Below are 19,331 nucleotides of genomic sequence, written 5' to 3' on the forward strand. Positions count from 1 at the left end.
GAGCGGCCGCGCGCCGGGGACGGCAAACGCAGACCGGCCGCGGCGTGTCGTCACGCCGCGGCCGGTCCCGGTGGGGGAGGGCGCCGGGGGCTCAGCCGCCCGGCGCTGTCACGTCTTTACTCGTGCTCGAAGGTGTCGGTGAAGCTGGTGCCGCCGGAGATCGCGCTGGTGTGGGCCTCGTAGACGCCGTTGGACGGGTCCAGCGCCGTCGGGTTCTTCGAGCTCAGCGAGGCACCGTTGATCTTCGCGTTGGTGAAGTGCAGCGTGCCGAAGTTCGGGTACGAGCCGGTCGGCGACTCGATGATGACCTCGGCGCTGGCCCGCGAGGCGCCCGACAGGCTCTTGGTCGTGCTGTAGGTCCAGCCCCGGGTGGAGTCGCTCAGGACCAGCTTGTACTTGCTGCTGCCCGCGTAGGTCACCGAGGCGTTGATGACGTCGCCGGTCCGCACCGGGTAGGAGCTGGTGTTCAAGTAGACCGGCGCGGCCGGGTACATCTCGTACCAGGGCTCGTCGACCGGGCTGCCGCTGGAGCAGTCGGTGGCCACACCGGTCTGCTCGACGCTGTTGGAGCCGTAGCCGTCGATGCCGACCCAGGGCGCGTACAGGTCGTTGGTGGAGCCGCAGGAGGCGGCCGGCTCGGTCCAGGACGCCGAGACCGAGGTGAAGCCGCTGCCCTGGGCGGCGTAGCCACCCCAGTTGTAGCCGTTGGTGTTGTAGGACAGCGGCTTGAACGCCAGACCGGAGGTGGCCGCCGCGGTGGCCGGGGCGATCGGTGCGACGGCGGTCGCCACGGCCGCGAAAGCGGCGGCGTGTATCAGGAACCTGCGCATACTTGCTCCTTCAGTGGGGGCGCGTGTGGGCGCGCTGGAAGGGGGCTGATTGGCGTCACCGTAGCGAGCAGCAACAGGTCACTCAATAGGCGAAGGTCGCTTGATTTTCACGAGGGATTTGCCAGGTGGATGGCCATATAGCGGATGAGCTGGCGTTCTCGCGAAAATCCCAATGGGAACCCCAGTAGGGCGCGGGATCAAGGCAAGGGGGAGGCAAGGGGTTGCGACCCTTTGTGCGGGGGGTCAGCGGGTCGTCACGGGGCGCGACGAGACGGCCCCGGTGCGGGTGTCCGCACCGGGGCCGTCCTCTGTCTCAGGAGCCTGAATTACTCGGCCAGATCGATCCGCAGACTCACCGTTCCGCGCAGATCCAGCCACGCCGAATCCCTCCCGCGCACGTACCGCATCACGACCTGACCGCACGCCGGGCACCGCGCCACCAACCCCGGCCCCGGTCCATACACCCGCAGCTGTGCGATCGGGCCGGTCGTGCCGCAGCCGGTGCAGTGCCCCTGCGCCGAGACCACGTCCACGGCGAAGATCTCCGACAGCGGACCGGCCAGGGCGTTGCCGTCCTCGTAGTCGCCGTCGTCGTAGCAGCCGTCGTCGTAGCAGCCGCCGGTGTAACCGTCCTCGGACATCATCAGCCTCCTGTCGGGCCGAAGCGCTCGGTCCGGATCCGGTCCGGCGCCTGGCCGAGGCCGACCAACAGGTCCGCGGCGTGCTCGACGAAACCGGTCGGGCCGCACACGTAGGTGGTCGCCTGGGCCGAGGGCGGCCAGGCGACCGCCGCCAGGTCCGCCTCGGTGAGCCGGCCCGGAGGGCGCGCCCAGCCCTGCGGGGCCTGGCGCGTGTAGAGGAAGTGCACGTCCAGCCCGGGGTCCGGGGCCTGGAGCTCGGCGAGGTACATCCGGTCGCCGGGGGAGCGCACCGAGTACAGCAGTCGGAACGGCGCCAGCGGGCCGAGCTGCATCTGCAGCTGCCGGCGGGCCCGGATCATCGCCATCAGCGGCACGATCCCGGATCCGCCGGCCACCAGCAGTACCGGCTCGGTCTGCTCCGGCCGCCACACGAACCAGCCGCCGACCGGCCCGCGCAGCTCCAGCAGATCGCCGGCGATCAGGTCGTGGGCCAGATACGGCGACACCTCGCCGTCGGAGACCTGCTGCACCGTGAGCTCCAGCAGCGCGCCGTCGGGCGCCGAGGCGATGGAGTAGCTGCGCTGGGTGCTGTAGCCGTCCTCGGCGGTCAGCCGCACGTCCACGTGCTGGCCGGCCAGATGCCCCGGCCAGCCCGGCACGTCGAGCACCAGCGTGCGCGTGGTCGGGGTCTCCTCGCGCTGCCCGACCAGCGTCGCGACCCGCCAGCGCAGCCGCTCGCCTAGTCGCCCTGATACCGCTGCTCGCGCCATGGGTCCCCATAGTCGTGATAGCCCGCGCTCTCCCAGAACCCGGGTTCGTCCCGCACCAGCAGCTGGATGCCCCGCACCCACTTGGCCGACTTCCACAGGTACAGGTGCGGTACCAGCAGCCGGGCCGGGCCGCCGTGCTCGGGGGTCAGGTCCCGGCCGTCATAGCCGTAGGCGATCCACGCCTGGCCGTCGAGCAGGTCCTTGAGCGGCAGGTTCGTGGTGTAGCCGCCGTAGGAGTGGACGAGCGCGAACTCGGCCTCGGTCTCGACCTGGGCCAGCAGCACGTCCAGCGAGACGCCCTGCCAGGCGGTGCCGAACTTCGACCACTTGGTCACACAGTGCAGATCCACCACCGGCCGCTCGGCCGGCAGCGCCATCAGCTGCGGCCAGGTCCAGCTGTGGCGCTCGCCGCCCTCGGTGACGACGCTGAACCGCCAGGCGTCGCGGTCGACCCGGGGGGTGGGGCCGGCCGAGAGCACGGGAAAGTCTCGGGTCTCGTACTGCCCCGGGGGCAGGCGGTGGTCCGAGGGCCGCCGCCGGCCCTGGAAGCCCCGCGAGACGATCGCCATACTGGCGATTCTCCCCGGCGCCGGGGGCCCGCGCATGTCGGGCGGACGTGGGCTGAGGTGTGCGGAGGTCACCAGGCGACGGGCAGGGCGACCATCGAGTCGACGATCTCGCCGCCGCTGAACCGCAGCTCGTCGCGCGGGACGGTGATCCGCAGGCCCGGCAGCCGCCGGAGCAGCGCGGCCAGCCCGACGGTCAGCTCGGCCTTGGCCAGGTGCGCCCCCAGACAGTAGTGCGGACCGCCGCCGAATATCAGGGTCGGGGGCGCGTCCCGGTCGAAGTCGATGGTGTCGGGGGCGGGGTAGGCCTCGGGGTCGCGCAGGGCGCCGTTGCTGGGGATCGCGACAGCCTGCCCGGCCAGGACCCGGCCGGAGGGCAGGTCTACGTCCTCCACCGCCATGCGCAGCAGGGTGCTGTTGCTCAGCCCGGTGTAACGCAGCAGCTCGTCGACGGCGGCCGGCACCTGGTCGGGATCGTCCAGCAGCCGCTGCCACAGCCGGCGGTCGCCGTCGAGCAGCTCGGCCAGGGCCCGGCTCAGCGCCGTGGCGGTGGTCTCGTTGCCGGCCGCGATCAGGCCCGTGGCCAGCGTCAGCAGCTCCTGCTCGGTGAGCTTGTCCGCACCGTCGCGGGCCGCGATCAGGTCGTCGATCAGGTCCTGCCCGGGCTCGGCGCGGCGCGCGGCGATCAGCTCGGTCATGTACGCCAGGAACGCGGCGACCTCCGCCGCGGTCTGCTCGGGCGTCATCTGCGCGCCGGCGGAGAAGGCGTTGGACCAGACCCGGAAGCGCAGCGCGTCCTGCTCGGGCACACCGAGCAGCCGGCAGATGATCCGCACCGGCAGCGCGAAGCAGTACCCCCCGACCAGATCGGCCGGCGGCCCGGTCTGCTCCAGCTCGTCGATGAGCTCGTCCGCGATCTGCGCGATCACCGGCTTCCAGCGCTCGGCCCGGCGCGGGGTGAAGGCCGCGGCGATGATGCGGCGCAGGCGCAGATGGTCCTCGCCGTCCTTGTTGAGGACGATGTCGGGGTCCTGCAGGAAGCTCGGCTCGGCGGTCATCCGCGGCGCGTCGGGACCGGTCAGATCGTGCGACAGCCGCGGATCGGCCATCGCGGCGGCCACGTCCTTGTAGGTCACCAGCAGGATCGCCGGATCGCCGCTGGGCAGCCGCACCTGCCCGAACGGGCACGCGGCCCGGCGCTCGGCGTACTCGGCCGGCGGGGTGAGCGAGGGGCTCGGGAACGGGAACGCCGGCAGGTCCCCGGCCCGGCCGGCGTCGGCGGCGGTGCCTGTGTCAGTCATGCGACTCACGGTAATCAGGGGACTTCGATACGCAAGAAGCGTTGGTAAAACAGTATTCTGTGAAAGTTTGCCGAAATCCCCGAACCGGCGGCACCCCGCCGCCGTTTCATTCCGGAAGCCACTTCCGCACGAAGGGGAAACGATGAACCTGTTGCGAAGCACCGCCGGTGTCGCTGCCGCGGCCGCCGTGGTCCTGGCCGCCGGGCCGGCCGGCGCGGCCGGCGGATGGGCGGTCGTCGCCGCACCGCCCGCCGGGCAGAACGCGTTCCTGGTCGCGGCGGCCTCGACGTCCGACACCGACGCCTGGGCCGTCGGCAGTCTGGGCGGCGCGGCCAACACCAACCTCGGGTCCAAGGCGCTGATCGACCACTGGGACGGCGGCGCCTGGCGCCAGTCCGCCGTACCGGCCATCGCCGATCCGACCTCCGCGCTGGATGCTGTGAGCGCCAGCGGGCCCGGCGACGCCTGGGCCGTGGGCGCGATGCGGCAGCAGCGCTACCAGTTCCTGCCGCTGGCCCTGCACTGGAACGGCACCGCCTGGACCACCGTGGACATCAGTTCCCTGGGTTCCACCGAAGTCCTCGGCGTCGCCGACATCAGCCCGACCGACGCTTACGCGTTCGGCAGCTACACCCACAACGGCCAGGCGGCGCACTGGGACGGGACCTCGTGGACCAACTTCACGCCGCCGCAGCCGGCCAACAACAACATGGGCGCCACGCTCAGCGCGGTCTCCGCCGACGGGCCCGACGACGTGTGGATGGTCGGCTCGGCCCTGGAGCAGATCGGTGCGAACGCCTACCAGAACGAGCCGTACTCGGTGCACTGGAACGGCACCTCGTGGAGCCTCGTGCCGATGCCCCCGGTCGGCAGCAGCAACGTCAACGCCGTCGACACCCTGTACGGGCTGAAGGCGAACAGCCCGACCGACGTCTGGGCGGTCGGCACGGCCGGCGTCATCGACTCCGTGGGCAGCTACAGCACCTTGATCGAGCATTGGAACGGTACGTCCTGGACCAAGGTCCCCAGCCCGAACGCGGGCACGGACCCGCTGTTGCACTCGGTGACCACCGCGAACGCGGCTGACGACGTCTGGGCGGTCGGCGACGACGTCGTCCCGGGCACGATGCGGCGCCAGACCCTGACCGAGCAGTGGAACGGCAGCAGCTGGACGGTCGTCGCCAGCCCGAGCGCCAGCGGGCTGCCCACCACGCTCAGCGGCGTCACCACGACACCGGGCGCCTCGATCGTGCACGCGGTGGGTTACTCCGACTCCGGGACCGCCACGGCGCCGCAGTACAACCCGTTCGCGCTGCGGAACGGCTGACAACCGCCGATCCCGGGTACGGGGCCACCATGCTCCAAGATCGATCCGACCAGGCCCCCGATGTTCCCGATGCCCCTGATGACCCTGATGCCCCCGACGACACCGCCGGTGCGGCCGAGCCGTACTCGGTAACCGCGGAGTTCTACGACATCCTGCAGTCCGAGTCTGACCGCCGCCTGGCCGAGCGCCGGTTCGCCGCCGCCGCGCGCGCCGCGACGACGGGCATCGTGGACGTCGGGGCCGGCACCGGGATCGTGACCGAGGTGCTGTTGGCGTGCTCGGCGGCGCCGGTCCACGCCGTCGAGCCGTCCGCGCCGATGCGGGTGGCGCTGCTGACGCGCGTGGCCGGCCTGAGCGCCGACGCCCGCGCCCGCGTGACCGTGCACCCCGACACGCTCCAGGGCGCCGGACTGACAGGGGTGGCCGACCTCGTGATCTGCGCGAACACCGCCGGCGTGGTGGAGCCGCCGCAGCGCCGGGAGCTGTGGCGCGCGGCCGCGGCGGCGCTGGTCCCCGGCGGACTGCTGCTGGTGGAGCCGCCGCCGGCCGCCGTGCCCGACACGCCGACGCGCCGCGAGCTACCGCCGGTCCGGGTCGGGCCCGACACGTACCGCGCCGAGGTGTGCACCCGCGCCGACCGCGGCCTGCTGTCGGTGACGTACACCTACCGGGTCGAGCGCGCCGGGCGGATCGTCAGGGAGGAGTACGAGGAGTTCACCATGTGGCCCGCCACCGCCGAGACGCTCCACGACGAGCTGCGGCAGGCCGGGCTGTCGGTCGGCGGGGAGGTGAACGGCCTGATCAGCGCCTCGTTCGGGCGGAAGACCGTTTCACCGGGGTGATCGCGGGCAGACGGACCAGGCACCGCAGCCGATGCCGTCGAGGCACGGAAAGGCACGAACTCGCGTAGGAGGTCCACCATGGGCTATCTGACCGGAAGCCCCGTCGCGGACACGATCCCGCCGGTACCGACGCCCCCGGGGCACCCCGACGGCCCCGAGCCCGAGCCGCCCACGCCGAGGCCGCCGGTCCCGCCGGTCCCTGGTCCCGAGCCCGAGCCGCCCACGCCGGTCCCGCCGGTCCCGCCGGTCCCCGGTCCCGGGCCGACGCCGCCGCCGGTGCCCCGGCCGCCCACGCCGACGCCCGGGCCGCCGAAGCCGTTCCCCGAGCCCACGCCGCCCGGCCCCGGTCGCCCCGGTCCGATCCCCGGCCCCGATCCGCTGCCGGAACCCGAGCCGAGCCCCGCCGGGCCGTGACCGGGAGCAGCCTGAGCCCGACCGGGCCGTGACCAGGACAGTCCGTCACTCCGCCGTTTTCGCACACCGCCAGGAGCAGCCCATGCCGTCGTCCGTGCCGCCCGTGCCCGCCGCCGTCGACCCGGACACCCTGACACCCCTCCTGGACGGCCGCTGGGCCGCCCTGCGCGCCGACATCCGGTCCCACATGGCGGCCCGGCCGTACCGGGATCCGATCGGGCTGGACCTGGACGAACACCGGCGCGCCATCCTGGACCAGCTCCAGGCGCTCTGCGCGACCGACCTGCCGGGGCTGGGCTTCGACAAGGCCTACGGCGGCGGCGGGGACATCGGCGGCTCGGTCGTCTCCGTCGAGATGCTCGGCTTCGGCGACCTGTCGCTGATGGTCAAGGCCGGCGTGCAGTGGGGCCTGTTCGGCGGGGCCGTGCAGCTGCTGGGCACCGCGCCGCACCATGAGCGCTACCTGCGCCGCATCAAGGACCTGGAGCTGCTCGGGTGCTTCGCGATGACCGAGCACGGGCACGGCTCGGACGTGCAGCACCTGCGCACCACCGCGACCTACGACCCGGACACGGCCGAGTTCGTCGTCCACACCCCGGACCGCGGCGCCACCAAGGAGTACATCGGGAACGCCGCGCGCGACGGGCACGCAGCCGTGGTGTTCGCGCAGCTGGTCACGCGGGGCGAGTCGCGAGGCGTCCACGCCTTCATGGTGCCGATCCGCGACGAGCGCGGGCAGGCGGCGCCGGGCGTCGCCATCGAGGACTGCGGGCCCAAAGCCGGCCTCAACGGCGTCGACAACGGCCGCCTGGCCTTCGACCAGGTCCGCGTCCCGCGCGAAGCCCTGCTCAACCGGTTCGGCGACGTGGCCCCGGACGGCACCTACTCCAGTCCCATCGAAGGCGACGCACGCCGCTTCTTCACCATGCTCGGCACGCTGATCCGCGGCCGCGTCAGCGTCGGCGGGAGCGCCGGGAGCGCGACGAAGCGGGCGTTGGCGCTCGCCGTCCGCTACGCCGAACAGCGCCGGCAGTTCGCCAGGCCGGACGGTGAGGAGGTGGTGATCCTGGACTACCTGGGCCACCAGCGCAAACTGCTCCCGGCCCTGGCCACGACCTACGCGCTGCACTTCGCCCAGGAAGAGCTGGTCGCCGCGCTGCACGACACCACCTCCGAGGCCCCTGAGGAGCAGCAGCGCGAGTTGGAGTCGCGGGCCGCCGGCCTGAAGGCCGCCAACACCTGGCACGCCACCGCCGCGATCCAGGCCGCGCGCGAGGCCTGCGGCGGCGCCGGCTACCTGGCCGAGAACCTGCTGCCCGGGCTGAAGGCCGACACCGACGTGTTCACCACCTTCGAGGGCGACAACACGGTCCTGCTCCAGCTCGTCGCCAAGGGACTGCTGACCGGCTACAAGGACGCGTTCCAGAACCTGAGCCCGCTGGCGACGGCCCGGTTCGCCGCCGAGCGCGTGCTCGGCCTGGTGGCCGAGCGGACGGCGGCGCGCAAGGTCCTGGACCGGCTGACCGAGGGCGACGACCGCGAGGCGCTGTTCGACCGCGACTGGCAGCTCAAGCTGTTCGAGGACCGCGAGCAGCACGTGCTGGAGGGCGTCGCGGACCGCCTGCGCAAGGCCGGCGACGACCCGTTCGGCGTGTTCAACGCGGCCCAGGACCACGTGCTGCGCGCCGGCCGGGTCCACGTCGACCGACTGGTGCTTGAGGCCTTCGTCCGCGCCATCGGCCGCTGCCCGGACCCGGCCGCGAAGACGCTGCTGGAGCGGGTCTGCGACCTGTACGCGCTGGCGAACATCGAGGCCGACCGCGCCTGGTTCCTGGAGCACGGCCGCCTGAGCGCCGGGCGCTCGAAGGCGGTCATCGCCGCGGTGAACGAGCTGTGCGCGGCGCTGCGGCCGCACGCGCGGACGCTGGTGGACGCGTTCGCGATTCCGGAGCGGTACCTGGCGGCGCCGATGCTTGAGGGGGATGCCTCGGAGTGAGGGCGGCGATCTGCCGGGCCTGCGCGCGCGAGGTGCTTGGCCGGGCTGCCCCGCGACCTGACTGGCGTGCCTGGCCGTGCCGAGTTGCCCGGCTTGCTTGGCCGCGCCGGGCCGCCCGACCTCGCCATACCGCCTCGCCTACCCCACGGTGTCGAGATGCTGGCTCAGCCAGCCGTACATCTCAGGCAGCCAGCTCTTCCACACCGCCGGATTGTGCGCCCCGCGCGCGTGCTCGGACACCGACACGACGTCCGGCGCCGCGGCCTGCAGCTGGAAGGCGACCGGCAGGGAGTCGGTGTCCTGGTCCGACACCGCCGCCAGCAGGCTGACCGGCAGGTTCGGGCCGGGGTGGTGGTGCGTCAGCAGCCACAGGGTGGAGTTCTGGTCGACGAAGTCGGTGCCGGCGCGCACCACCTGGCGGCCGTCCGGGGTGGAGTCCCCGGCCATCTGCGCCGCCGAGCGGAAGTACTGCGGGTACTGGAGCAGCAGTTTGCCGGCGCACAGTCCGCCGTCGGAGAAGCCCATCAGGCCCCAGGCGGTGCGGCGGTCGGACACGTGGAAGTTCGCCTCGATCATGGTCCGGACGTCCTGGGCGATGTAGGTGGCCATCTGCGGCCCGCCGGGGATGTTGGAGCAGTTGAGGTTCTGGCCGTTCTGGTTGACGTTCACCGCGACCAGGACGAACGGCGTGGCCTTCTGCTGGGCGATCATCTGCCCGAGCACCTGGCCGCCGCCCAGGACGCTGAACCAGCTGACCGCCGAGCCGGGGTAGCCCGGGAACAGCATGACCACCGGGAAGCGGGTGTTCGCGTAGGCCGGGTCGTGGTACTGCGGCGGGAGCCAGACCATGACGTCGTCGCCGTTGCCGCCGATGCCGGACAGCGGGCCGCGGAAGGCCGCGACCTGGGTGTCGTGGCCGCCGGGGACGAACGTGACCTTCGGTCCGGTCGGCGCGGGCGGGTCCGGGGTGGTCGGCGTGTCGCGGGTGTTCGGCGCGGTCACGTGCGCGGCCTGGCCGGGGCCGCCGAAGCCGGGCGGCTGCAGCCTGCTCCCGCCGTCCCGGTTCAGGTCGGTGGCCGCGTGGGTGGCCTGGTGCACGGCGACCGGCCCGCCGCCGTCCTCGCCGAGCAGATCGCTCCAGGACGCGTACAGGCTGTAGTGGTTGTTGACCAGCAGCCCGACCAGCAGCAGCACGGTGGCCTGGCACAGGCCGATGAGCCCGAAGCGGGTGGCGGCGCGCACCGGGCGGGGCCCGCGGGCGCGGTTCCACAGCACGTACGTGGCGATCGGTGCGATGACGGCCAGGCACACCGCGAGGATGAGCAGCGTGGTGCTGGTCAAGCTCATGGGAGGGGGCCTTTCAAGGACGCGGTCGGTCGTCCGCGGACGCGGGTGGCGCGGTCGGTGATCCTCGCGCGGTATCGTCGGTACTGTCCCATATGAGAACTTCATGAGACAAGACGACGCACTGCGATCCCGATCACACCCCGCTAGCGCCCCGAAGTGCGGGAACGCGGATATGCCCCTTTTCCGGCCGCCGGGTGTTCCTATTGCCGGAATTCCGATAGCTGTACCCTGATACCATGGCATCTCGCTGACGACGTCGGATGCTGAACCCCCTGGTTGGATGCGGTATGGCGGACTCGGATCCCGGGCCCTGGCAGTCGAGTGCCATGGCGGATTTTCCACTTCGCGGCAGGCGCGGCGGGATTTCGCGCCCCGGGGAGAACCTCAGCCTGATGACGTGGCCCGTCACCGGCGCGATGGTGCTGTCGCTGGGCGGCGAGCTGGACCTGGCGACCATGCCGCGGCTCATCGAGCGGGTGCGGTCCCTCGTCGAGCAGGGGCACGTGCACATCGTGCTGGACCTGGGCCACCTGGAGTTCTGCGACTGCACCGGGCTGCGGGCGCTGCTGCGCGCGCGGGAGATCGCGGCCGAGGCCGGCGGCTGGGCGCGGCTGTCCCGGGTCGGGGCGATGACCCGGCACATCATCGCGCTCACCGGACTGCGCGACGCGCTGGTGTGTTACGACAGCGCGGCGATCGCGGTCGCAGGGAGCTGAGAACGCACCGGCCCGGGCATTGACCGGCGAAGGGGCATTGACGGCCGAAGTGGTCTAGTCCATCTTCATTGGCAGAGCCTTGCGACAGTGCACCGATGCCGAGCCGGGAGCTGCACGATGCGGATCAGATCTTTGGCCATGCTGGTCGCGGCGCTGTTGGCGCTGATCGGGTTCGGCGCCGTCGGGGCGCTGGCGATTCCGGCGGCCGCCGCCGGCGGCAACCTGGTGAGCGATCCCGGTTTCGAGAGCGGCCTGACCGGCTGGTCCTGCGACGCCGGGACCGCGACCACCGTCGGGTCGCCGGTGCACAGCGGCAGCCAGGCCCTGGCCGCGACACCGACCTCCTCGGACACCGCGCAGTGCTCGCAGACCATCGCGGTGCAGCCGAACTCGGCGTACACGCTCAGCGCCTACGTCCAGGGCTCGTATGTCTACCTCGGCGCGACCGGGTACTCGTCCACCTGGACGCCGTCGGCATCGGGCTGGCAGCAGCTGACCACGTCCTTCACGACCGGTGCCGGCGTCACCTCGGTCGGCATCTACCTGCACGGCTGGTACGCGCAGCCCACCTACTACGCCGACGACGTCGCGCTCATCGGCCCCGGCGGTGGCGGCGGGGGTGGGGGCACCGCGCCGCCCACGCCGACCGGCCTGACCGTGACCGGCACGACCACCTCCAGCGTCTCGCTGGCCTGGACCGAGCCGAGCGGCTCGACCGCGGCCGCGTCGTACCGCGTCTACGAGGGCGCCTCCGTGGTCGCGAGCCCGACGGCGACCAGCGCGACCATCAGCGGTCTGGCTTCCGGGAGCTCGCACACGTACAAGGTCACGGCGCTCGCCGCGGACGGAACCGAGTCGTCCGCGAGCGTGCCGGTGACCGCGACGACCCAGACGTCCGGCGGCGGTGGCGGCAGCGCGTGGCATCCGTCGTACTTGGCGGTGGGGAGCGTCTACACGCCCGGCAGCAGCGTCGACTCCTTCATGACGACGCTCCAGTCGCACGGCGCGATGCCGAACTACGGCTACGAGTACCTGCTCGGCAACGACTTCCCGAACTGGGCCGCCACCACGACCACGCTCATCAACCACTCGCAGTCCTTCGGGATGACGCCGGTCCTGGTCGAGTACGGCATGAACGGCAACGTGGACGGCACCAGCGTCGACTTCACCAACATGCAGAGCTCGAACTGGCTGACGACCTACTTCCAGGCGCTGAAGACCGCCGCGACGGCCGCGAACACGGCGGCGCCGGGACGTCCCGTCGGCTGGATCATCGAGCCGGACATGATGGGCTACCTGCAGCAGAACTACGCGGCGAACTACGGCGGGAACGCGGCGCAGATGCCGGCCGCGACCAGCGCCGCGTACTCCGCGGGCGTGCTCGGCTCGGGCGACCCGACCTTCGGCAGCAACCTCAAGGGCCTGGTCGAGGCGATCAACTACACCATCAAGAAGTACGACCCGAGCGCCTTCGTCGGATGGCAGGTCAACACCTGGGGCGTGCGGGACGCGTTGAAGGACACCGACACCATGGGCTGGACCGCGGGCCGCCAGTCGGTGGCGAACACCGGGACGCAGGTCGCGAACTTCCTGGCCACGGCCGACATCGGCTACCACGCCGACTTCGTCGCCTTCGACCAGTGGGGACAGGACTTCGGCTACCTGCGGGACCCGAATCCGGCCGGGGATATCAGGTATCTGAATGCGGCGCACTGGAGCAACTATCTGTTGTACGTGCAGACGATCCGCGCCTCGCTGGGCCTGCCGGCGGTGCTGTGGCAGATCGCGTGCGGTCACCTGAACTCGACGCAGACGCCGAGCCCGACGTACTGGAACTCCTCGGGACACTTCCCGGACCTGGACGACGTGACGAGTGAGCAGTACGAGGACTCGGCCTCGACGTTCTTCTTCGGGGACACGTTCACCTCGAGCGGCAACAACCTGGCCTTCTACGGGTCGAACCCGGGCGCGGATCCGAAGATCTCGGTGAACGGCAGCACCGTGACGTGGGGCTCGCACATGTCCGACGCCGCTTCGGCAGGCGTGGTCGCCATCCTGTTCGGCGCCGGAACCGGCACCGGCACGTACGGGGTGCCGGAGATGGTCGGCGCGAACCAGAACGCGCCCAGCGACTTCGACTACTGGGTGACGCGGACGCAGAGCTACTTGGCGTCCCCGGCGGCGCTGCCGTAGAAAGCACCGACGATCGCGTTGAACGCCTTCGCCCCGGTGAGCGGCAGCAGGTGACCGTTGTGCGGCACGATCAGGGCCCTGGCATCGGGGATGGCGTCGGCCATCGGCTGCGCGTCGACCACGCACGCCCGGTCCCGCCGCCCGCACAGCACCAGCGTCGGGGCCTGGATGCGCGGCAGGTAGGCGGTCAGATCGCTGCCCTCGGCCTCGTCGACCATCTGCAGCAGCGCGGCTCGGGTCGGCAGGTCGGAGACGGCCTTCATGAGCCACCAGCCGGGCCGCGAGCGGTAGAAGGCGATCTGCCGGCGGCCGTGCTCGGCTGCCTTGATGTTGGCGCCGCACAGAACCAGCTTGCTGATACCGGCGGGGTGTTCGGCGGCGACCCGCGCGGCGACGAACGCACCCATGGAGTAGCCGCACAGGTGAACCGGCCCGTGGCGCTCGACGAGCTCCGCGACGGCCCGCGCCGACCCGCTGAGGCTGACCGGCCCCGCCGAGCGGCCGAAGCCGGGGAGATCCGGCGCGATGAGGTGGAAGCGGTCGCTGAGCGCGGAGAGCTGGTGCTTCCAGGTGCGCGATGCCGCGCCGCCGCCGTGGAGGAGGATCAGGGTGGGGTTCGCGGGGTCGCCGCGGGCTTCGGTGTGGAGGTGGGTCCCCGTCATGGGGGCAGCTTGGCATATGAGGGTGCTGTTGGGGGCTGGGGAGGTTGAGGGGTGAGGGCAACAGATACGCCCGCTCCTGGACCAGCACGGATACACGATCACCCCGTCTACGGCCCGCTTCCCCGCACCGGCCGACCTCATCGACTTCCTCGCTGACGACAACAACCCGCTTACGGAGATCAAACCAGCGTGTTAACCCTCTGCGAGCCCTAAAAATCGCCCTTGACTGTCAACCCACAAACAAACCGCACCTGAGCACCAAAGGCCGCCCGAAATCAACCCCCGAAATCAACCCCCCGAAACAGTCGTCTGCCGAACTCGCTGAATGAACTCGCTGTTGCTCCCGGTCTGCTTCAACCGCTCCAACAGCACCTCGGTCCCGTGCGGGCCGCCCTGCCCACCCTGCCCCCGCAGAGCCCGCCGCAGCCGCCACATGGCGTCCAGCTCCTCAGCGGGCATCAGCAGCTCCTCGCGCCGGGTGCTGGAGCCGGTGATGTCGATGGCGGGGAAGACGCGGCGGTCGGCCAGGGAGCGGTCCAGGCGCAGCTCCATGTTGCCGGTGCTCTTCAGTTCCTCGAAGAAGTAGTCGTCGGCGCGTGAGCCGGTGTCGATCAGGGCGGTGGCCAGGATGGTGATCGAGCCGCCCTCTTCGAGGTTGCGGGCGGCGCCGAAGAGCTGCTTGGGGGCCGCCACCGCGGAGGCGTCGACGCCGCCGGACAGGGTGCGGCCGCTGGACTTGGCGTTGTTGTTGTGCGCTCGGCACAGGCGGGTGATGGAGTCCAGGAGGATCACGACGTCCTGGCCTTGTTCGGCGAGGCGCTTGGCGCGTTCGACGGCCAGTTCGGCGACCGCGATGTGCTCGGTGACCGGGCGGTCGAAGGTGGAGGCGATGATCTCGCCGGCGACCGAGCGGCGCATGTCGGTGACCTCTTCGGGGCGCTCGTCGAGCAGCACGACCATGAGGTGGCACTCGGGGTGGTTCTGTGTGACGGCCTTGGCGATGGCCTGCAGCAGGGTGGTCTTGCCGGTCTTGGGCGGGGCGACGATGAGGCCGCGCTGGCCCTTGCCGATCGGCGTGACCAGGTCGATGGCCCGGGTCAGCAGCTGCCGGGGCTCGGTTTCCAGGCGCAGTCGCTGCTGGGGGTACAGCGGGGTCATCGCGGCGAAGTGCGGGCGGGTCGGGCCGGCCGTCGCGGGCAGTCCGTTGATCGTGTCGATCCGGTCCAGCGGTCGGGCCTTGCCGGCCGGGTTGGACCGGGCGGATTTGCGGGTGCTCGCGCTCGTGTTAGCGCTCGTCCTCGTGCTCGCCTGGCCCTCGGAGTCAGGGGGTTCGGCGGCGGTGCCGGTGATCAGATCGCCGGGACGCAGGCCGTATCGCCGGATCGTCGCCGGCGTGATGTAGAGGTCCCCGGGACCGGGCAGGTAGCCGCTGGTCCGCAGGAAGCCGTGCTGGTCCTGCCGGTCGAGGATGCCCGTGACGGTCACGGTGCCGGCGGTCACGGTGCCGGCGGTCACGGTGCCGGCGGTCACGGTGCCGGCGGTCACGGGATCGGGGACCCGCGTGGTGGATCGGGGACGTTCGACGGTGGAGCGTTCAAGTGTGGCGGTGGACATGAGGGTCCTTTCAAAGGGGGTTCGCGGAGAACCGGCGGCTTCGGAAGACGTCACGAAGCGGCACGGCGGCGAGAGGGGCATCGGCCCAGCTCAAGAACTTGCGGAATGCAGATCGCCAACCGGAGCGGCGGATGAATGGCTGCCGCGCTACAGACCTAAGCGCCGAGACAGCTGGTGGGTATTCCCACACGGCAGAAAATCGCTCTGCCGACAGCAGGCTAGCACACCGGCCGTCACGAGTGCGCCACCGGCTCCCGCGAGTCCGCTCTGGAAACCCATTGCGTTCGCGACGTCGGCCTGCCTATCGTGATCTCACACATGAAAGGAGGTGATCCTGAGTTGAGTTGTACCAGGACGCGTGAGGTGGCTGTCAGCTAGCCGCCCCGCCCGCGAAAAGAGGCCGAAGGCCTCACCCGGCAGGACCGGGGCGGCGGGCTAATCTCCAACAGTCACCCGGCTCGCAGGCTCACCGGACGTCCCCGGTGCCTGGAAGGTCGTTCGCGGCGTCATCGGCGCTGTGCGCGGTCCCGACAGGGCAAAGCCTGCGAGCCGCTGTTTTTCTGCCTGCCGGCACGCTCCGCGGACCGCCGTGCCGGGCGTCCGGCCGTCACGGATAGCATGCGGCGGTGAGTCTTACCGCACGTCTGGGCCGAGCGGCCCGAGCAGCCGTTTCGGACATCACGCCGCTGCGGGAGTCGCCGGCCTATCGCCGGCTGTTCGCCGGCCAGGCGGTGTCGTCGATCGGGACGCAGGTGACTCAGGTCGCCGTGCCGGTGCAGGTGTACTCGCTCACCCACTCCTCGTTGCAGGTCGGGCTGGTGAGCCTGGCGGCGCTGGTCCCGCTCATCTTCTTCGGCCTTTACGGCGGCGCGATCGCCGACGCGGTCGAGCGCCGGAGGCTGTTGCTGATCACCTCGGTGGGGACGATGGCGGTCAGTGTGGCGCTGCTGGTGCAGGCCGCCGCAGGGATGCGGAGCGTGCCGCTGTTGTTCGTCTGCGTCGCGGTGCAGGCGGCCTTCGCCGCGGTCGACGCCCCGGCGCGGCGCTCGATCACGCCGCTGCTGGTCCGTCCCGAGAAGCTGCCCGCCGCCAACACGCTGTCCTACGGCAGCATGACGTTCTCGGTCATCGTCGGGCCGGTGCTCGCCGGCGTCGCGGTCGCGGCCGGCGGCTTCCAGTGGGCCTACGGCATCGACGTGGCCTCGTTCGTCGCGGCGCTCTACGCGGTCGCGCGCCTGCCCGCCCTGCCGGCCGCCGAGGACGCGCCGCGCGCCGGCCTGGCCTCGGTGCTCCAGGGCCTGCGCTTCGTGCGCGGGCAGCGGATCATCATGGCCACGTTCCTGGCTGACATCAACGCGATGATCTTCGGCATGCCCAAGGCCCTGTACCCGGCCCTGGCCTTCGGCCAGTACCACGGCGGCGCGGGCACGGCCAGCCTCATGTACGCGGCCCCGGCTGCCGGTGCGCTGCTGATGACGGGCCTTGGCGGACTCATCACCGGGGTCCGGCACCAGGGACGCGGCGTGATCCTGGCGATCGTGGTCTGGGGCGGCTCGATAGCCCTGTTCGGCGCCACCTCGCTGCTCTGGTTCGGTCTGCTGATGCTGGCGCTCGCCGGGGCCGCCGACCAGGTCAGCGCGGTGTACCGATCGACGATGATGCAGGTGGTGACGCCCCCGGGGCTCCAGGGGCGCCTGCAGGGCGTCTACATGGTCGTGGTCGCCGGCGGCCCGCGGTTGGGCGACCTGGAGTCCGGCGCGGTCGCGACGGCGTTCACGCCGCGGGTGTCGGTGGTGTCCGGCGGGCTGGCGTGCCTGGCCGGGATAGGACTGCTGGCCGCGCTGGTGCCTTCGCTGCTGCGGTACGACTCGCGGGAGGCGGTGGCGGAGCGGGCTCGGCTCGGGGAGGCCTCGCCGAGTGTGGCTTAGAGCGGGGCCCGAGCCCGGCGCCGTTCAGCAGGGAAGGACCTGGAACACCACGTAGGGGCTGCCCCCGACGCCCTCCGTGAACCACTTGCCGCTGCAGTCGTAGCCGTGCTCGCCGATGAGATCGGTGTGGCCCGCGTCCTGGTAGACGGACCAGAGGCACCAGGTGCCCGCGCCGCAGGCCTTGGCCTGCGCGGTGCCGGCGGGAATCAGGGCGGTGCCGGCTGCGGCGAGGGTGATCGCGGCGGCCGTGGTCAGGGTGCGGCGGAACATGGGACCTCCCGACTGGTGGCGGCTCAGGGCTCTGTTTTGCTGGGTTGGTTATACCGCGCGGTCTCTGGTCCCGGTAGCGGTCTTTTGCCCCTGTTCTGGCCCGGTCCGCAGGTTCTCGATCAGTTCGTGGGACACAGAAGGCCGGCCGGCGGTCGTGGCGACCGCCGGCTGGCTCAGTCGGGCTGTCAGTTGTCAGTTGTCAGTGTTCTGGCAGAGCGTTCTCCTTACAGCTCCGCGGCGATGAATTTCGCGCCGTTGTACGAGCCCCAGCCGGTCACCTCGTCGTACCCGGTGCCCGCGTTGTATCCGCCGTTGTTGCCGCTCTTGATGTCGTGGAACGCCGAGGAGTACGCCGAGCTGCGGGCGACGGTGTATATGAAGCTGTTCGCGTACCCGAACTTGGCCTTGCCGGCCTTGCCCGCCGCGGTGTTGTAGTCGGCGGCGAAGGCGGCCCAGTTCGGGGCGGCGGCGCTGGTGCCCCACACGTCCGTCCAGCTGCCGTCGGCGTCGATGTACCAGGGGCTGCTGTCGCCGCCGGCGGCGGAGACGTCCGGCACCTCGCGGTGGCCGCTGCTGTTCACCGGCGTCTGGAAGGACGGGGTGGACCACTTGTCGGACTGGCCGCCGCCGCTGCCGGACCAGCCGGTCTCGCTGCTCCACGCGTTGGACGAGGAGACGGTCAGGTCGGTGCCGCCCACGCCGGACACGTACGGGTCCGAGGCCGGGTAGTCGACGGACAGGGTCGAGCCGTCGTCCGTGGCGCCGCTGTCACCGGAGGCGGCGAACACCGACTGGCCCTGGGCCGCGGCCTCCTTGAAGTCGGCGTCGTCGGAGGACAGGTTGTTCTCCTGGTTCTCCGGCTCGCCCCAGCTGCTGGAGATCACCGGCACGTCGGCGCTGACCAGGGCCGCGTAGAGGGCGACCTCGCCGGCGTCGCTGTTCGGCGCCTCGTACACCTTCACGTTCGCCTTGGGGGCCAGGGCGTTGATGACCTCGATGTCGAGCTCGTCCTCCACCGAGCCGGAGGTGTCGGTGGTGCCGCCGTCCACCTTCACCACGCTGGCGGTCGGAGCGCCGAGGCCGTACTTGCTGTTGTAGCCCGCGACCGCGGACGCCGAGTAGGCCGAGAACTCCACCAGCCCGACCGTCTGGCCCGAGCCGTTGTCCCCGGCGGAGATGGACGAGGAGAGGTTGTATCCGCCGCGCGCCTTGGTGGGCGTGAGCACGGTGCCGGCGTGCGGCGCCGCCTGGTTGTCGACGTGGTTCGCCGCCGTGCGGAGCGAGGCGTTGGACAGCCCCGCCACGCCGGAGACGACTGAGGCGATGTCCGTGGGCAGCGTCGGCGCCGTGGTGTTGGCGAAGACGTCGCGGCCGGCGGTGTGCCAGGTGCCCAGCTGCACCCCGAACGCCTTCTCCACCTTCGCGGCACTGCCGCTGGCCGACAGCGTCAGGTGGTTGGCGGTCGCCGCGCCCACCGACAGGCCCTGGGCCTTCAGGTACTTGGTGACCTCGGCGATCTGGGCGTCGGTGGCCCCGTACGCCGCGGCGTACTGCGGCACGGTCAGGTAGTGCTTGTACTGCGGCGAGGCGGGGTCGGACACCTCGCGCAGGAACGCGTCCAGACCGGCCTGGTCACGCGGCTTGAGGCTGATCTCGAGTGGTACCTGCGCGTCGGCCGCGACGGATCCGGTGCGCACGGCGTCGGACGCCAGGTGCGGGGTGGCAGTGCCCGCGAAGGCGGTCCGCGTGGGGGCGGTGGCGGCGTGCGCGACCGGGAGGGCGAGCACGAGGACGGGCAGCGGTGCCGCGAGGACACCGAGCGTCCGCCGTATTCGCTTGGAGCTGACAGACATGTGGCGATTCCTTGGGGTTGACGGGTGGGGTGGTTGTGGGCCCATCAGGAAGCTAATGCCG

General features: G+C 71.4%; 16 protein-coding genes and 1 pseudogene. 7 read left to right on the forward strand and 10 right to left on the reverse strand.

Features of this window, described 5'->3' with window-relative positions:
* Nucleotides 1–116 precede the first annotated feature (116 nt).
* The 5 genes from ABH926_RS15675 to ABH926_RS15695 form a co-directional block, all read right to left on the reverse strand.
* Nucleotides 117–830 (reverse strand): G1 family glutamic endopeptidase, encoded by a 714-nt coding sequence (locus ABH926_RS15675; protein WP_370366280.1) that lies wholly within the window; start codon nucleotides 828–830, stop codon nucleotides 117–119.
* 326 nt (nucleotides 831–1,156) lie between these two features.
* The gene (locus tag ABH926_RS15680; RefSeq protein ID WP_370366282.1) at nucleotides 1,157–1,474 is read right to left on the reverse strand and encodes a DUF6510 family protein; all 318 of its coding nucleotides are present in this window, start codon (nucleotides 1,472–1,474) and stop codon (nucleotides 1,157–1,159) included.
* The gene (locus ABH926_RS15685) at nucleotides 1,474–2,241 is read right to left on the reverse strand and encodes a ferredoxin reductase (protein WP_370366283.1); all 768 of its coding nucleotides are present in this window, start codon (nucleotides 2,239–2,241) and stop codon (nucleotides 1,474–1,476) included. Before ABH926_RS15685 ends, ABH926_RS15680 begins: the two co-directional genes overlap by 1 nt.
* Nucleotides 2,211–2,810: a sulfite oxidase-like oxidoreductase gene (locus ABH926_RS15690; RefSeq protein WP_370366284.1), complete on the reverse strand. Its 600-nt coding sequence runs from the start codon at nucleotides 2,808–2,810 to the stop codon at nucleotides 2,211–2,213. Before ABH926_RS15690 ends, ABH926_RS15685 begins: the two co-directional genes overlap by 31 nt.
* A gap of 68 nt (nucleotides 2,811–2,878) precedes the next feature.
* Nucleotides 2,879–4,108 carry a cytochrome P450 gene (locus ABH926_RS15695; protein WP_370366285.1) on the reverse strand — a complete coding sequence of 410 codons (1,230 nt, stop codon included), beginning with the start codon at nucleotides 4,106–4,108 and terminating at the stop codon, nucleotides 2,879–2,881.
* A gap of 142 nt (nucleotides 4,109–4,250) precedes the next feature.
* Between ABH926_RS15695 and ABH926_RS15700 the strand changes: the two genes are divergently transcribed.
* From ABH926_RS15700 to ABH926_RS15715, 4 genes are all read left to right on the forward strand, one after another.
* Nucleotides 4,251–5,435: a hypothetical protein gene (locus ABH926_RS15700; RefSeq protein WP_370366286.1), complete on the forward strand. Its 1,185-nt coding sequence runs from the start codon at nucleotides 4,251–4,253 to the stop codon at nucleotides 5,433–5,435.
* Nucleotides 5,436–5,464: 29 nt separating this feature from the next.
* Entirely contained in the window at nucleotides 5,465–6,277 is an 813-nt protein-coding gene (locus ABH926_RS15705) for a class I SAM-dependent methyltransferase (RefSeq protein ID WP_370366287.1), read from the forward strand.
* Between the two features lie 78 nt (nucleotides 6,278–6,355).
* Nucleotides 6,356–6,691, forward strand: a complete 336-nt coding sequence (locus ABH926_RS15710; protein WP_370366288.1) for a hypothetical protein — start codon at nucleotides 6,356–6,358, stop codon at nucleotides 6,689–6,691.
* Nucleotides 6,692–6,773: 82 nt separating this feature from the next.
* On the forward strand, nucleotides 6,774–8,687 hold the full coding sequence (locus tag ABH926_RS15715) for an acyl-CoA dehydrogenase (RefSeq protein WP_370366289.1): 1,914 nt from the start codon (nucleotides 6,774–6,776) through the stop codon (nucleotides 8,685–8,687).
* A 138-nt stretch (nucleotides 8,688–8,825) separates the two neighbouring features.
* Here the strand turns inward: ABH926_RS15715 and ABH926_RS15720 are convergent, their stop codons facing one another.
* Nucleotides 8,826–10,034, reverse strand: a complete 1,209-nt coding sequence (locus ABH926_RS15720; RefSeq protein ID WP_370366290.1) for an alpha/beta hydrolase — start codon at nucleotides 10,032–10,034, stop codon at nucleotides 8,826–8,828.
* 392 nt (nucleotides 10,035–10,426) lie between these two features.
* On the opposite strand from ABH926_RS15720, the gene ABH926_RS15725 reads away from it, so the two are divergent.
* Entirely contained in the window at nucleotides 10,427–10,750 is a 324-nt protein-coding gene (locus tag ABH926_RS15725; protein WP_370366291.1) for an STAS domain-containing protein, read from the forward strand.
* Between the two features lie 117 nt (nucleotides 10,751–10,867).
* Nucleotides 10,868–12,943: a carbohydrate binding domain-containing protein gene (locus ABH926_RS15730; RefSeq protein ID WP_370366293.1), complete on the forward strand. Its 2,076-nt coding sequence runs from the start codon at nucleotides 10,868–10,870 to the stop codon at nucleotides 12,941–12,943.
* Here ABH926_RS15730 and ABH926_RS15735 read toward each other — a convergent pair.
* Nucleotides 12,913–13,605: an alpha/beta fold hydrolase gene (locus tag ABH926_RS15735; protein WP_370366294.1), complete on the reverse strand. Its 693-nt coding sequence runs from the start codon at nucleotides 13,603–13,605 to the stop codon at nucleotides 12,913–12,915. The two genes, ABH926_RS15730 and ABH926_RS15735, sit on opposite strands and share 31 nt — an antisense overlap.
* Before the next feature lie 288 nt (nucleotides 13,606–13,893).
* Nucleotides 13,894–15,090: pseudogene (gene rho, locus ABH926_RS15740) on the reverse strand (transcription termination factor Rho); the annotation flags it as partial.
* Between the two features lie 755 nt (nucleotides 15,091–15,845).
* Here rho and ABH926_RS15745 point away from each other — a divergent pair.
* Nucleotides 15,846–17,147, forward strand: coding sequence for an MFS transporter (locus tag ABH926_RS15745; RefSeq protein WP_370366295.1), 1,302 nt, complete (start codon nucleotides 15,846–15,848; stop codon nucleotides 17,145–17,147).
* A 24-nt stretch (nucleotides 17,148–17,171) separates the two neighbouring features.
* Here ABH926_RS15745 and ABH926_RS15750 read toward each other — a convergent pair whose 3' ends face one another.
* Complete coding sequence (locus ABH926_RS15750; RefSeq protein WP_370366297.1) at nucleotides 17,172–17,417, reverse strand: hypothetical protein; 246 nt, start codon at nucleotides 17,415–17,417, stop codon at nucleotides 17,172–17,174.
* 224 nt (nucleotides 17,418–17,641) lie between these two features.
* Nucleotides 17,642–19,270 carry a protease pro-enzyme activation domain-containing protein gene (locus tag ABH926_RS15755; protein WP_370366299.1) on the reverse strand — a complete coding sequence of 543 codons (1,629 nt, stop codon included), beginning with the start codon at nucleotides 19,268–19,270 and terminating at the stop codon, nucleotides 17,642–17,644.
* Between the last annotated feature and the right edge of the window lie 61 nt (nucleotides 19,271–19,331).

The organism is Catenulispora sp. GP43 (genome assembly GCF_041260665.1).
In the GTDB taxonomy this organism is placed as follows: domain Bacteria; phylum Actinomycetota; class Actinomycetes; order Streptomycetales; family Catenulisporaceae; genus Catenulispora.

Coding starts and splice junctions, on each gene's coding strand:
- ABH926_RS15675 (WP_370366280.1), bottom strand. CDS start 830: ATGCGCAGGTTCCTGATACACGCCGCCGCTTTCGCGGCCGTGGCGACC.
- ABH926_RS15680 (WP_370366282.1), bottom strand. CDS start 1,474: ATGATGTCCGAGGACGGTTACACCGGCGGCTGCTACGACGACGGCTGC.
- ABH926_RS15685 (WP_370366283.1), bottom strand. CDS start 2,241: ATGGCGCGAGCAGCGGTATCAGGGCGACTAGGCGAGCGGCTGCGCTGG.
- ABH926_RS15690 (WP_370366284.1), bottom strand. CDS start 2,810: ATGGCGATCGTCTCGCGGGGCTTCCAGGGCCGGCGGCGGCCCTCGGAC.
- ABH926_RS15695 (WP_370366285.1), bottom strand. CDS start 4,108: ATGACTGACACAGGCACCGCCGCCGACGCCGGCCGGGCCGGGGACCTG.
- ABH926_RS15700 (WP_370366286.1), top strand. CDS start 4,251: ATGAACCTGTTGCGAAGCACCGCCGGTGTCGCTGCCGCGGCCGCCGTG.
- ABH926_RS15705 (WP_370366287.1), top strand. CDS start 5,465: ATGCTCCAAGATCGATCCGACCAGGCCCCCGATGTTCCCGATGCCCCT.
- ABH926_RS15710 (WP_370366288.1), top strand. CDS start 6,356: ATGGGCTATCTGACCGGAAGCCCCGTCGCGGACACGATCCCGCCGGTA.
- ABH926_RS15715 (WP_370366289.1), top strand. CDS start 6,774: ATGCCGTCGTCCGTGCCGCCCGTGCCCGCCGCCGTCGACCCGGACACC.
- ABH926_RS15720 (WP_370366290.1), bottom strand. CDS start 10,034: ATGAGCTTGACCAGCACCACGCTGCTCATCCTCGCGGTGTGCCTGGCC.
- ABH926_RS15725 (WP_370366291.1), top strand. CDS start 10,427: ATGACGTGGCCCGTCACCGGCGCGATGGTGCTGTCGCTGGGCGGCGAG.
- ABH926_RS15730 (WP_370366293.1), top strand. CDS start 10,868: ATGCGGATCAGATCTTTGGCCATGCTGGTCGCGGCGCTGTTGGCGCTG.
- ABH926_RS15735 (WP_370366294.1), bottom strand. CDS start 13,605: ATGACGGGGACCCACCTCCACACCGAAGCCCGCGGCGACCCCGCGAAC.
- ABH926_RS15750 (WP_370366297.1), bottom strand. CDS start 17,417: ATGTTCCGCCGCACCCTGACCACGGCCGCCGCGATCACCCTCGCCGCA.
- ABH926_RS15755 (WP_370366299.1), bottom strand. CDS start 19,270: ATGTCTGTCAGCTCCAAGCGAATACGGCGGACGCTCGGTGTCCTCGCG.